This window comes from Sulfurimonas sp. HSL-1656 (genome assembly GCF_039645585.1).
GTDB lineage: Bacteria > Campylobacterota > Campylobacteria > Campylobacterales > Sulfurimonadaceae > Thiomicrolovo > Thiomicrolovo subterrani.
Genome location: NZ_CP147915.1, coordinates 793,574 through 806,253 on the forward strand (window position 1 = coordinate 793,574; position 12,680 = coordinate 806,253).

16 protein-coding genes are annotated in these 12,680 nt (G+C 55.6%); all 16 read left to right on the forward strand.

Annotated features, from left to right (window positions below; genetic code table 11):
- Nucleotides 1-51: 51 nt before the first annotated feature.
- The 16 genes from obgE (at nt 52) to WCX49_RS04095 (ending at nt 12,680) form a co-directional block, all read left to right on the forward strand.
- Nucleotides 52-1,152 carry a GTPase ObgE gene (gene obgE, locus WCX49_RS04020; protein ID WP_345986292.1) on the forward strand — a complete coding sequence of 367 codons (1,101 nt, stop codon included), beginning with the start codon at nt 52-54 and terminating at the stop codon, nt 1,150-1,152.
- The gene (gene proB / locus WCX49_RS04025; RefSeq protein WP_345986293.1) at nt 1,149-1,919 is read left to right on the forward strand and encodes a glutamate 5-kinase; all 771 of its coding nucleotides are present in this window, start codon (nt 1,149-1,151) and stop codon (nt 1,917-1,919) included. The genes obgE and proB overlap by 4 nt, the downstream gene beginning before the upstream one ends.
- Entirely contained in the window at nt 1,916-2,824 is a 909-nt protein-coding gene (gene fmt / locus WCX49_RS04030; protein ID WP_345986294.1) for a methionyl-tRNA formyltransferase, read from the forward strand. The genes proB and fmt overlap by 4 nt, the downstream gene beginning before the upstream one ends.
- Nucleotides 2,805-3,437 (forward strand): biotin--[acetyl-CoA-carboxylase] ligase, encoded by a 633-nt coding sequence (locus tag WCX49_RS04035; protein WP_345986295.1) that lies wholly within the window; start codon nt 2,805-2,807, stop codon nt 3,435-3,437. Before fmt ends, WCX49_RS04035 begins: the two co-directional genes overlap by 20 nt.
- Nucleotides 3,434-4,216 (forward strand): AAA family ATPase, encoded by a 783-nt coding sequence (locus tag WCX49_RS04040; protein WP_345986296.1) that lies wholly within the window; start codon nt 3,434-3,436, stop codon nt 4,214-4,216. The genes WCX49_RS04035 and WCX49_RS04040 overlap by 4 nt, the downstream gene beginning before the upstream one ends.
- A 9-nt stretch (nt 4,217-4,225) precedes the next feature.
- Complete coding sequence (locus WCX49_RS04045; protein ID WP_345986297.1) at nt 4,226-5,071, forward strand: ParB/RepB/Spo0J family partition protein; 846 nt, start codon at nt 4,226-4,228, stop codon at nt 5,069-5,071.
- Nucleotides 5,072-5,202: 131 nt separating this feature from the next.
- Nucleotides 5,203-5,625 carry a F0F1 ATP synthase subunit B' gene (locus WCX49_RS04050; protein WP_345986298.1) on the forward strand — a complete coding sequence of 141 codons (423 nt, stop codon included), beginning with the start codon at nt 5,203-5,205 and terminating at the stop codon, nt 5,623-5,625.
- 9 nt (nt 5,626-5,634) lie between these two features.
- Entirely contained in the window at nt 5,635-6,150 is a 516-nt protein-coding gene (locus WCX49_RS04055; RefSeq protein WP_345986299.1) for a F0F1 ATP synthase subunit B, read from the forward strand.
- Nucleotides 6,150-6,683: a F0F1 ATP synthase subunit delta gene (locus tag WCX49_RS04060; RefSeq protein ID WP_345986300.1), complete on the forward strand. Its 534-nt coding sequence runs from the start codon at nt 6,150-6,152 to the stop codon at nt 6,681-6,683. Before WCX49_RS04055 ends, WCX49_RS04060 begins: the two co-directional genes overlap by 1 nt.
- A 21-nt stretch (nt 6,684-6,704) precedes the next feature.
- Nucleotides 6,705-8,222 carry a F0F1 ATP synthase subunit alpha gene (gene atpA / locus WCX49_RS04065; RefSeq protein WP_345986301.1) on the forward strand — a complete coding sequence of 506 codons (1,518 nt, stop codon included), beginning with the start codon at nt 6,705-6,707 and terminating at the stop codon, nt 8,220-8,222.
- Between the two features lie 8 nt (nt 8,223-8,230).
- Nucleotides 8,231-9,121, forward strand: coding sequence for an ATP synthase F1 subunit gamma (gene atpG, locus WCX49_RS04070; protein WP_345986302.1), 891 nt, complete (start codon nt 8,231-8,233; stop codon nt 9,119-9,121).
- A 10-nt stretch (nt 9,122-9,131) separates the two neighbouring features.
- Nucleotides 9,132-10,529 (forward strand): F0F1 ATP synthase subunit beta, encoded by a 1,398-nt coding sequence (atpD, locus tag WCX49_RS04075; protein WP_345986303.1) that lies wholly within the window; start codon nt 9,132-9,134, stop codon nt 10,527-10,529.
- Nucleotides 10,530-10,556: 27 nt separating this feature from the next.
- Entirely contained in the window at nt 10,557-10,949 is a 393-nt protein-coding gene (gene atpC / locus WCX49_RS04080; RefSeq protein WP_345986304.1) for an ATP synthase F1 subunit epsilon, read from the forward strand.
- A gap of 9 nt (nt 10,950-10,958) precedes the next feature.
- Entirely contained in the window at nt 10,959-11,534 is a 576-nt protein-coding gene (locus WCX49_RS04085) for a MotA/TolQ/ExbB proton channel family protein (protein WP_345986305.1), read from the forward strand.
- A complete protein-coding gene (locus WCX49_RS04090) occupies nt 11,531-11,929 on the forward strand; it encodes a biopolymer transporter ExbD (protein ID WP_345986306.1) in 399 nt (132 codons plus the stop codon). Before WCX49_RS04085 ends, WCX49_RS04090 begins: the two co-directional genes overlap by 4 nt.
- The gene (locus tag WCX49_RS04095; protein WP_345986307.1) at nt 11,901-12,680 is read left to right on the forward strand and encodes a TonB C-terminal domain-containing protein; all 780 of its coding nucleotides are present in this window, start codon (nt 11,901-11,903) and stop codon (nt 12,678-12,680) included. The genes WCX49_RS04090 and WCX49_RS04095 overlap by 29 nt, the downstream gene beginning before the upstream one ends.

Below are 12,680 nucleotides of genomic sequence, written 5' to 3' on the forward strand. Positions count from 1 at the left end.
AAACGGATGTCCAAGTCTTCTGTTGAGTGAAGCCCTACAAGGATTTAATGTATGTTTGTCGATCAGATCGAATTGGAATTATCATCGGGAAAAGGCGGCGCAGGCTGTGTGGCGTTCCGCCGCGAGAAATTTGTGACCAACGGCGGTCCGAACGGCGGTGACGGCGGACGGGGCGGGGACGTCTGGTTCCGCGTCGACAACAATACCCATACCCTGGCGCACTACCACGGCAAGCATAAGCTCGTGGCGGAAAACGGCCGCCCGGGGCTTGGCTCCAACATGACGGGCAAGTCGGCACCGAAGCTCTTCGTGATCGTGCCGCCGGGCACCCAGGTGTTCGATGCCGAGAGCGGCGAGCTGCTGATGGACCTTGTCCATGAGGGCCAGGAGCAGCAGCTGCTGCAGGGCGGCAAGGGCGGCCTGGGCAATACCCACTTCAAATCCTCGACGAACCAGCGCCCGACCTATGCGCAGCCGGGCGAACCCGGTGAGACCCGCCGGGTCCGTCTGGAGCTGAAACTGATCGCGGACGTCGGTCTCGTCGGCTTCCCCAATGTCGGGAAATCGACGCTTATTTCGACCGTCTCCAATGCGACGCCGGAGATCGCCAACTACGAATTTACGACTTTGACACCGAAACTGGGACAGGTCCGCGTCAGCGATTTCGAGTCGTTCGTCATGGCGGATATCCCGGGGATCATCGACGGCGCCAGCGAAGGGCGCGGCCTTGGGCTGCAGTTCCTGCGCCATATCGAGCGGACGAAGACGCTGCTTTTCATGATCGACCTGGCATCGTATATGACGATGACCTACCAGTACGAGACGCTGCAGCAGGAGCTGGAGCGGTTCAGCGAACTGCTCGCCACGCGCGCTTTCGCGATCGCGCTGACCCGCGTCGACGCCCTCTCCAAAGAGGAGGCCGAGGAGAAGATCGCCGAGATGATGAAGCTGGTGGGCGTCAAGCCGTCACAGCACAGCCGTTTCGGTTTCGATGACGCCCTGCCGTTTTACGAGCAGGACCTCTCCGACGAGACGCAGCAATTTGACCGCGAGAAACCGTTCTTCATGGCAGCCATCTCCTCCGTTGCCCATGAAAATATCAAACCGCTCAATTTTGCGCTGCATACCCTGATAGGAATGGAGCAAGCTTGAAACGCATCGTCCTCAAGGTCGGCAGCGCCGTCCTGACAGAGAACAACCGCATTGCCCGCGACCGGATGCAGAACCTGGTCAACCTGATCGCCCGCCTCAAAGCACGCTACGAAGTGATCCTCGTTTCCAGCGGCGCCGTCGCGGCGGGCTATACGGAGCTCAAGCTCGATAAAAGCGTCCTGGCGAACAAGCAGGCCCTCGCCTCCATCGGGCAGCCGCTGCTGATGAACCGCTACAAGAAGAAGTTCGAAAAGCACGGCATCCTGCCGGCGCAGGTCCTGGTGACGGCGGCGAACTTCTACACGGAGAGCCAGGCGGAAAAGGCCCGCAATACCATCGATACTCTCATTGGGAACGGGGTGCTGCCGATCATCAACGAGAACGACGCCACCGCCGTCGAAGAGCTGGTCCTGGGCGACAATGACCAGCTTTCCGCCTATACGGCATACCATTTCAACGCCGACCTGCTGGTGATCCTCTCCGATATCAACGCCTATTACGACAAGGACCCGCACTGCCATGACGATGCCTGCGTCCGCCCGCTCGTACACGCTATCAAGGCGGAGGAGCTCTCCAAAGAGGTGACACCGCACAACAGCTTTGCCACGGGGGGCATCGTTACCAAGCTTAAAGCGGCGCATTTCCTCCTTGAACGCGGCCGCAGCATGTTCCTGGCCAGCGGGTTTGACCTAGAGGATGTTGAGAACTTCCTTCTGAATGATAAGCAGAGCGGCGGCACGCTCTTCACACCTGAGAGTGCCGCATGAAAGTGATCTTTATGGGGACGCCGGATTATGCCTCCCGGATACTGGAAACACTGATCGCGCAGAGTGATATCGAGGTCGTCGCGGCCTACACCCAGCCGGACAAACCGGTCGGGCGGAAAAAAGTGATGACGCCGCCGCCGGTAAAAACCGTCGCACTTGAAGCGGGCATCCCGGTCTACCAGCCTGAGCGTCTCCGCGAGGCACAGACCGTTGAGACACTGCGGACGATCCCCTGCGACTATATCGTCGTCGCCGCCTACGGGCAGATTCTGCCCAAAGCCGTGCTCGATCACGCCCCCTGTATGAACCTGCACGCCTCTATTTTGCCGCAGTACCGCGGCGCGAGCCCCATCCAGCAGAGCCTGCTGAACGGCGATAAAGAGACCGGTGTGACGGCGATGTTGATGGAGGAGGGGCTTGATACCGGGCCTATTCTCACAATCGAACGGATAACGATCGGTGATGATGAAACGGTCGGCACTCTTTTTGAACGCCTGACCGACCTCGCTGCCAAGATGACGCCGGAAGTGCTGCGGGCCTATCCGACACTGACGCCGGTAGCGCAGAATGATGCCGAGGCGAGCCTCTGCAAGAAGATCAGCAAGGCTGACGGCGAAGTGATCTTTGACGACGCCGTGACGCTCTACAACAAGTACCGCGCCTTCACCCCCTGGCCGGGGGTCTACCTGGAAAGCGGCCTGAAACTGACGAAGATGACGCTGGCGGAACCAACGGGGACAAACACCCCCGGTCGTATTCTTGCCGTCGAGAAAACGCGGGTGAAAGTAGGCTGCAGCAACGGTGCACTCTGGGTCGAAACGGTTCAGCCGCCCTCCAAAAAGGCGATGGCGGTGAACGATTACCTCAACGGAAAACGGCTCGGTCTTGACGATACGCTGGCTTGAGCAGGTCGATTCGACCCAGCGCTACCTCATTGATGCCCTGAAAGCGGGGGAGACGCCCCCTTTGGCGGTGGTCGCGGATCTCCAGGACGCAGGACGCGGAAGCCGGGGGAACAGCTGGACGGGGTTGGAAGGGAACCTCTTCTTCTCATTTGCCGTGGCGCGCAGCGCACTGCCCCCGGATCTGCAGCTTGAATCCTCCTCCATCTATTTCGCTTTTCTGCTCAAAATGGCCCTTGAAGATGCAGGGTCGGAAGTGTGGCTGAAATGGCCGAACGATTTTTACATCGGCGAACAGAAAATCGGCGGAACGATCACGACAATGCGGCAAAATACCCTGGTGTGCGGCATCGGGCTCAACCTGAAAAATGCCCCCGAGGGTTTCGGCGTCCTTGATATCGATGTTTCACGAGAAATGTTATTAAATGATTATTTTTCAAGGGTGGAAGGATTTCCGAAATGGAAGGAAATCTTCAGACTATACGCGCTAGAATTTGACAAAAGCAGACGGTTCCAAACGCATAATAATCATCATAACTTTTCCTTAGAAAACGCGGTGTTGTGCGACGATGGATCGGTTATGTGTGACGGGCAAAGGATATACAGCCAGCGATGAGTGAAGTAATTGTAATCGCCAATCAAAAAGGCGGGGTAGGCAAGACGACGACTGCAGTAAATCTCGCGGCATCCCTTGCCGTTGAAGGCAAAAAGGTGCTGCTGATCGATGCCGATCCGCAGGCCAACGCCACGACATCGCTGGGATATACCCGTAACGACTACGAGTTCAATATCTACCATGTGCTGATCGGGGCGAAAAAGCTCGGGGACATCATCCTGACGACCGAACTGCCGATGCTGGACCTTGCACCGTCGAACATCGGCCTGGTCGGGGTGGAAAAAGAGTACTACGACTCCAGCCAGAGCAAAGGGCGCGAGCTGATCATGAAAAAAGCGATCGCGCAGGTCAAAGAGCATTATGACTACGTCATCATCGATTCGCCGCCGGCCCTGGGGCCGATGACGATCAATGCCCTGAGCGCATCGAACTCCGTTATCATCCCGATCCAGTGCGAATTTTTCGCCCTGGAAGGTCTGGCGCAGCTGCTCAATACCGTGCGACTGATCCGTAAAACGATCAATCCGTCCCTGGCCATCAAAGGGTTCCTGCCGACGATGTACAGTTCGCAGAACAACCTCTCCAAACAGGTACTGGCGGATCTGCGCCAGCACTTCAAAGAGAAACTCTTTACCGATGAGACGGACGACTGCATCGTGATCCCGCGCAACGTCAAACTGGCGGAGAGCCCGAGTTTCGGGAAACCGGCCGTGTTGTACGACGGACGCTCCAGCGGTTCCGTGGCCTACCAGAACCTTGCCCAGGCGATCCTGGCGTAACGGATGGGTATGGCAAAAACGAAATCCCTCGGACGCGGACTGGGTGAACTCCTCGGTGAAATCGAAGAGGCCTATGACCACGAAATTCCGAAAAATGCCCAGGTCGTAGAAGTTCCCGTCTCTCAAATCCGTCCCAACCCTTTCCAGCCGCGCAAACATTTCGATGAAAAAGCGCTGAGTGAACTGGCCGCTTCTATCAAGACCCACGGCCTGATCCAGCCCATTGTCCTGGTCGAGGACGTCGACGGCTACATCCTCGTCGCCGGCGAGCGCCGCTGGCGTGCGAGCAAGCTGGCGAAGATTAAAACGATCCGTGCGGTCATCGCTTCCCTGGACGAAGCGCAGATGCGCCAGCATGCCCTCATCGAGAATATCCAGCGCGAACAGCTCAATGTCGTCGAACTGGCACAGGCTTACGAAGAGCTGATCAACCTGCACGGTCTCACCCAGGAGGAGCTCTCATCGGTGGTACACAAGAGCCGCAGCCATATTACCAATACTCTCCGTCTTCTGCAGCTCTCCAAGAAAACCCTCTCCTCGTTGATCGACAGTACGATCAGCGCCGGGCATGCCAAGGTCATGGTCGGGCTGACGGATAAAGAGCAGAAGGTGATGGTCGATTCCATCCACGGCCAGAAACTGAGCGTCCGCGAAACCGAGCAGATGGTCAAACGGATGAAGAGCCGCGGCGAAACGGAAACCCTGGAGAAGCCGAAAGCTCCGGAATACGACCTCGGGGCCGTACGGAGCGCACTCTCGGACGGCGGCTTTGCCGTGGCCGCCGGCACGAACAAAATCACCATTACCTTCCGCGATGAGCAGGAGGTTGCCCGTTTTCTGGACATCCTCGGCTGACCGCTGCATTATTTTGTAACCAAAAAATTTCCCCCCTTTGTAATTTTTCTCCTTTTTCGCTTTTTCCCCTCCCAACTTAACAGGGTTTTTAATTTATAAATTGTATAATCACGCAACTTTTAGGAGGTGATATGTTAGATATTAGTCCACTGCTGCTCATCAGTACAGCTGTTGTCTTCCTTATCCTTATCGCCGTTCTAAACGGTATGCTCTACAAACCTCTCTTTGCTTTCATGGAAAAACGCGACCAAGACATTCAGAACGATCTGACAGCTATCGGCTCTAACGACGCCGAAGTCAGCGCTCTGAACGAAACCGCGGACTCCATTATCAGCGAAGCACGTTTGCAAGCGGCTGGGGAACGGGAAAAAGTGATTGCGGATGCAAAAAATGCGGCGGAAGCCGCCATCGGTGCCAAGCGTGCTGAGCTGGCCAAAGCTTATGAAGCCTTTGAGGCGGAACTTGCGACAGAGCGCGAGAACCTCCGGAATGCGCTTTCTGCTGAGGTCCCGGCTTACGTCGAGGCTGTTAACGCCAAGATCAGCAAGATATAAGGAGACATGATGAAAAAACTGTTGGTTATGACCCTGTTCGTTTCAGCATCGCTCTTCGCTTCGTCCGGTGCCGAGCACGGTGCGACAGATATCCTTCCGCGTACGGTCAACTTCCTGATCTTCGCCGGGATCCTGTGGTATTTGCTGGCGAAGCCGGTCAAAGGTTTCTTTACCGGCCGTGCCGGTGAAATCGCCGACCGTCTGAACAGCATTCAGGACAAACTGCGTGCCTCCGAAGCGGAAAAAGTCGCTGCGGAAGCCCGTGTCGAAGAGGCGAAGACCTTTGCGAGCGAACTGGCTGCGACAACGGAAAAAGAGAAAGACGTTCTCAAGAAGCAGATTGAAGCCCAGTCTGCGAACGAGATCGCCGTTCTCGAAAAACAGATGAAAGACAAAGAGAGCCTCGCGGAGCGCCAGATGGTGCGCAGTGTCGTTGAAACCGTCCTTTCAGATGTGACAGCACAGAGCACAGCCTCCCTCGACAAAGAGAAGATGGCTGACATCATTGTGAAGAAGGTGGCGTAATGGAAGCGATGATCGCACAACGTTATGTAAAAGCCCTGACTTCCCTGATGGATGCCGAGGCACTGGCCAATACGAAAACACTGTTTGATGCACTCGCGGAGGCCTTCGGCGAGAAGGCGTTTGCCGATATCATCAATGACCCCAATGTCGCCGACACCGCGAAACAGGAACTCCTGCTCGCGATCGTCGCCGGCGCAAACAGTGATGCTGTCAACAACCTGGTCAAACTCCTGGTTGAGAAGAAGCGCCTGGCGATTATCCCGGCAATTGCCGAGTCACTCCGCCTGACACTGGCAGGGATGAACAGAACTTATGAAGGCAAGGTCTACAGCAACACGGCCGTCGAAGCATCGACACTCGCCGCACTGAGCAGCGACCTTGGTAAAAAGATGGATGCGACGATCACGCTCGCTTTCGTCGCGTCGGATTATGACGGTATCAAAGTCGAAGTGGAGGACCTCGGTGTCGAAGTCAGCCTCTCGAAGAGCCGCATGAACGCTCAACTCGTTGAGCACATCTTAAAAGCAATTTGATCTTGGAAAGGAGATAGCATAGTGGTAGCAAAAGTACAAGCAGATGAAATCAGTTCGATCATCAAAGAACGTATCGAGAACTTTGAACTGAACGTCGATATTAATGAAACAGGGAAGATCGTCTCTTACGGAGACGGTGTTGCTCAGGTCTATGGCCTGTCCAATGCAATGGCCGGTGAAATGGTCGAATTCGAAGACGGGACTCAGGGTCTTGTCCTCAACCTCGAAGAGAGCAGCGTCGGTGTTGTTATCCTCGGTAAAAGCGGTGCACTGCGCGAAGGCATGAGCGTCAAGCGCCTGGGCAAACTGCTGCGCGTACCGGTCGGCGACGCACTGCTCGGTCGCGTTGTCAACGCCCTCGGTGAGCCTATTGACGGCAAAGGCCCGATCGAAGCAACGGAAAACCGTTTCGTCGAAGAGAAAGCACCGGGTATCATGGCACGTAAATCCGTCCATGAACCGATGGCTACCGGTATCAAGTCTATCGACGCCCTCGTGCCGATCGGCCGCGGTCAGCGCGAGCTGATCATCGGTGACCGCCAGACAGGTAAAACAACTGTTGCACTCGACACGATCATCAACCAGAAAGGCAACGGCGTTGTCTGTATCTATGTTGCTGTCGGTCAGAAAGAGTCTACGGTCGCTCAGGTTGTCCGCCGCCTCGAAGAGCACGGTGCCCTCGAGTACACGATCATCGTTTCCGCGACAGCGTCCGAAGCGGCTGCACTGCAGTTCCTCGCGCCGTACACGGGTGTCACGATGGGTGAATACTTCCGTGACAACGCGCGCCACGGTCTGATCGTTTACGATGACCTTTCCAAGCATGCGGTCGCTTACCGTGAAATGTCCCTGATCCTCCGCCGCCCTCCGGGCCGCGAAGCGTTCCCGGGTGACGTTTTCTACCTCCACTCCCGCCTCCTCGAGCGTGCTGCGAAGCTCAACGATGAGAAAGGTGCAGGTTCACTGACGGCACTGCCGATCATTGAAACGCAGGCAGGCGACGTTGCGGCATACATCCCGACAAACGTCATCTCCATTACCGACGGACAGATCTTCCTCGAGACAGACCTGTTCAACTCCGGTATCCGCCCGGCGATCAACGTCGGTCTCTCTGTATCACGCGTCGGTGGTGCAGCACAGATCAAAGCAACCAAGCAGGTTGCCGGTACACTGCGCCTCGACCTGGCACAGTACCGCGAACTCCAGGCGTTCGCCCAGTTCGCTTCCGACCTCGACGAAGTCAGCCGCAAGCAGCTTGAACGCGGTCAGCGCATGGTCGAAGTTCTGAAGCAGCCGCCGTACTCTCCGCTTACTGCAGAGAAGCAGGCGCTTGTGATCTTCGCGGGTAACGAAGGTTACCTCGACGACCTGCCGGCGAGCAGCGTTGTCAAGTTCGAAGCAGAACTGTATCCGTTCGTAGAGGCTTCTTATCCTCAGATTTTCGAGAACATTCGTTCTACATCCAAAATCGACGATGAGACGAGTGCCCTGATGAAAAAAGCGATCGAAGAGTTCAAAGCGTCTTTCGTCGCTGAGTAAGGACCATCATGGCCAACTTAAAAGATATTCAACGGAAGATCAAGAGTGTCTCTAGCACGCAGAAGACGACGCGTGCGATGAAGCTCGTCTCCACGGCGAAACTCCGCCGTGCGGAAGAGCTCGCGAAGCGCTCACGTCTTTTTGCCGAAAAAACGAATGCCATGATCTCTGAACTGGCCAGCCAGATCGAATGTATGAAGATCGGCGGTATCGAAAACCGCGCGTTCTCCGAGATTGAAGCGCCGAAAATGGTCGATATCATTTTCGTCACGGCCGACAAGGGCCTCTGCGGCGGCTTCAACATGCAGACGATCAAAGCGGTTCGCAGACTGATGGCCGAGTTCAAAGACGAGAAGGTGAAAGTTCGCCTTCGCGGTATCGGCAAGAAAGGGATCGAGTTCTTCAGCTACAACCAGGTGGAGATGCTCGACCAGGAGATCGGTCTGAGCTCTGCGCCGGACATGGATCGTGCCGCCGAGTTCATGGATGCATCCATCCAGGACTTCAAAGACGGCAAGATCGACGGTGTCTACGTCGTTTACAACGGCTACAAGAACGTCATCACGCAGGAACTCCATGTCAACCGCATCATGCCGGTCGACACCAATGAGTTTGACTGCCAGGACGTCAGCAAAGGTTCCCTGCTGGAACTGGAAGCCGAAGACAGCGAAAAAATGCTTGACGCACTCTTGACGAAGTATGCACAGTACAACATGTACTACGCACTGATCGACTCAGTCGCAGCGGAGCACTCCGCGCGGATGCAGGCGATGGATGCGGCTACGAACAACGCCAAAGAGATGGTGAAGAAACTGACGGTCCAATACAACAAGGCACGTCAGGAAGCAATTACGACCGAGCTGATCGAAATCATCAGCGGCGTCGAATCGATGAAATAGGAGGAATCGAATGGTTGGAAAAATTATCCAGGTCATGGGACCGGTTGTCGACGTTGAGTTCGACGGAAATCTTCCTGCGATCAATGAAGCGATCGAGGTAAAAGCAAGTGTGGAAGGCAACGAGTACCGTCTGGTTCTCGAAGTCGCTTCCCACCTCGGTGACGGTCGTGTCCGTACGATCGCCATGGACATGACTGAAGGTCTGGTCCGCGGTACAGAAGCTGTCGCGACTGGCGCACCGATCAAAGTACCGGTCGGTGACAAAGTTCTCGGTCGTATCTTCAACGTTATCGGTGAGACGATCGACGACGGCGATCAGGTCACTGACGCTGAAATGTGGTCAATCCACCGCGATCCTCCGCCGCTTGTCGAGCAGAGCACGAAGACTGAGATGTTCGAAACGGGTATCAAAGTCGTCGACCTCCTCGCACCGTACGCGAAGGGTGGTAAAGTCGGTCTGTTCGGTGGTGCCGGTGTCGGTAAAACCGTCATTATCATGGAGCTGATCCACAACGTTGCACACGCACACAGCGGTTACTCCGTCTTCGCCGGTGTCGGTGAGCGTACCCGTGAAGGTAACGACCTCTACCACGAGATGAAAGACTCGAACGTTCTGGACAAAGTTGCCCTCTGCTACGGCCAGATGAGCGAGCCTCCGGGAGCACGTAACCGTATCGCGCTGACGGGTCTGACCATGGCGGAATATTTCCGTGATGAAAAAGGCCTCGACGTTCTGATGTTCATCGACAATATCTTCCGTTTCGCACAGTCCGGTTCCGAGATGTCTGCACTTCTCGGCCGTATCCCGTCTGCCGTCGGTTACCAGCCGACACTGGCACGCGAGATGGGTGCGCTGCAGGATCGTATTACGTCTACGACGAAGGGTTCTATCACTTCCGTCCAGGCGGTTTACGTCCCGGCGGACGACCTGACTGACCCGGCGCCGGCGTCTGTCTTCGCCCACCTCGATGCTACGACGGTTCTGAACCGTAAGATCGCTGAAAAAGGTATCTACCCGGCCGTCGACCCGCTTGACTCTACGTCTCGCCTGCTCGACCCGCAGATCATCGGCGAAGAGCACTACAACGTTGCTCGCGGCGTCCAGAAAACGCTTCAGAAGTACAAAGACCTGCAGGATATCATCGCGATCCTTGGTATGGACGAACTCTCTGAAGATGACAAAGCAACTGTCGAACGTGCACGTAAGATCGAGAAGTTCCTTTCTCAGCCGTTCTTCGTTGCAGAGGTCTTTACAGGTGCACCGGGTAAATACGTTACGCTTGAAGATACTATCAAAGGCTTCAAAGGTATTCTCGAGGGTGAATACGACCATATGCCGGAAAACGCATTCTATATGGTCGGTGACATGAAAGAGGCGATCGAAAAAGCTGAAAAAGCAAAATCGTAATCTTTTTCAGTGCAAAAGGAATAAGTAATGGATACTTTTAAACTGGAAGTGATCACGCCTAACGGTCTCATTTTTGATAATGAAGCCGTTGAAGTCACGCTGCCGGGTGAAGAGGGTGAATTCGGTGTTCTGCCGCGCCACGCTTCACTGACGACGCTGCTCAAAGCCGGCGTTATCGATATCGTCACTACAGACAAGCGCACTGAGTCCATCGTCGTAAACTGGGGCGTTGTCCAGGTGACGGAAGACAAGGTGACGGTACTGGTTGACGGTGCCGTCGCGATCCGCGGCGAAGGCGAAAGCGAAGTCGCCAAAGTGCTCGAAGATGCGAAGAAACTTCTTTCAGACGTTTCCGACTCCAAGATGGCACTGGCTTCGGTCTCAGCCAAGATCGAATCGGCTGCACACAAACTGCTCTAAGCAATTATCATGTTTGAATCGCTCAGCGACTACTATCTCACAAGCAACAGTGTCACCCTCGGGGTACTGGCACTGCTTGCGGTCTATTTCATCGTCATCAACTGGACTTTTTTCTACCGCTTTCTTGCATTGAACCGCTGGGTCGACAAAGAGACGGATTCGCTTGAATCGCTTCTGATGGGTGCACAGGGGATCGCAGCGAACTCCTACCTGAACCACTTCATCAAAAGCAGCAAGCGCCTCTCGAACGAACTGTTTGACCTGGGGCTTTTCGCCGGGACGAAAGAAGCGACCAAGGGGCTGGCTATCCTCTCTGTCGTCGCATCAACGGCACCGTTTATCGGTCTGTTCGGTACAGTCGTGTCGATTCTCGATACGTTCAACAACATCGGAAGTTCCAGCGGAACGATGGCGGTCATCGCCGCCGGTGTCTCCGACGCACTTGTTGCGACGGCGGCCGGTATTTTCGTGGCCATTTTCGCCTATACCTACCATCAGATTGTCAAACGCCGGGCGTATGAACTGACCGGTCTGCTGCAGATGCAGCGTGATGCCCTGATGGCCAAAGCGACGGACGCGGCGTGAGTGTCTTTGACTGGGAAGAGCGGCCTGAGCTGAACATCACCCCTCTGGTGGATGTCATGCTCGTGCTGTTGGCGATCCTCATGGTTATCGCACCGAATATCGTCTACGAAGAGCTTATAAACCTTCCCCAGGGCTCGGCGCAGAAGCAGCTTGAGAAGAAGCCGCAGGTCCATATCGTCATCACGAAAGAGGGCGAGATCCTCGTCAACAAAGAGAAATTCGACCGTCTCGGTTTCATCGACAATTTCTACCGCTTTGCGCAGGAGAACCTCGATGCCAAGTCGACGGTTACGATCAGCGCCGACCGTTCCCTCGACTACGGGATGGTCATGTCGGTACTCGCAGCGGTAAAACAGGCAGGTTTTAGTGAAGTCTCTCTCGCTACCAACGGTTGACAATCCCCGGGACTTCTACCTGGGCGGTCTCTACGCCGTTGTCCTGTTCCTCCTCATTGTATTGCTTTTTTTCCAGCTCCTGCGGGGATTGGACAAAATGCATAGCTATGCGCTGACGAAGAGCTCGACGGTCTCCGTTTCGCTGGTCGACGTGCCGCTCATCACCTCCAAGCAGAACAATACGCCCAAGCCCGTTCCCAAGCAGGAGGCGGCGCCGGAGCCGACACCCGAACCCGAAGAGTCACCGACGCCGGTCGAGGATATCTCGTCGCTCTTTTCGGATATTCAGACCCAGAAGATCGTCCATACCAAGCGCCCCGAACCGCAGCAGAAAATCGATACGAAACGGCTGGCCAACCTCCAGAAACGTATCAAAACGACAAAAAAACGCGATGCAACGGCGACCGCAGAACAGGTGAAGAACCTGAACCTGGTGCGTCCCTCGCAGGAAGCCGGAGGGCAGAGCGCATCGGGCGGTGCGGAAGTCAATGCGTATTACGCTAAAATACAGGCCACTATCTATGAGAACTTCTTCCCGCCGGTCAATTCCGAAGGCTCCGTTTCCCTGATCCGGATCTGGATATCGGCCGGCGGGAAGATGACGCGCTTCAAAGTCCTCCGGGCTTCGGGCGAATCGTTTTTCGACCGGGAGGTCGGGCAGCTTGAAAAGCGGCTGGCGCGTGTCACGTTCGATAGAAACCCAAAAGGAAACGAGGCCGTTCTGGACGTCAGTCTGGTCTCCAAGGAGTAA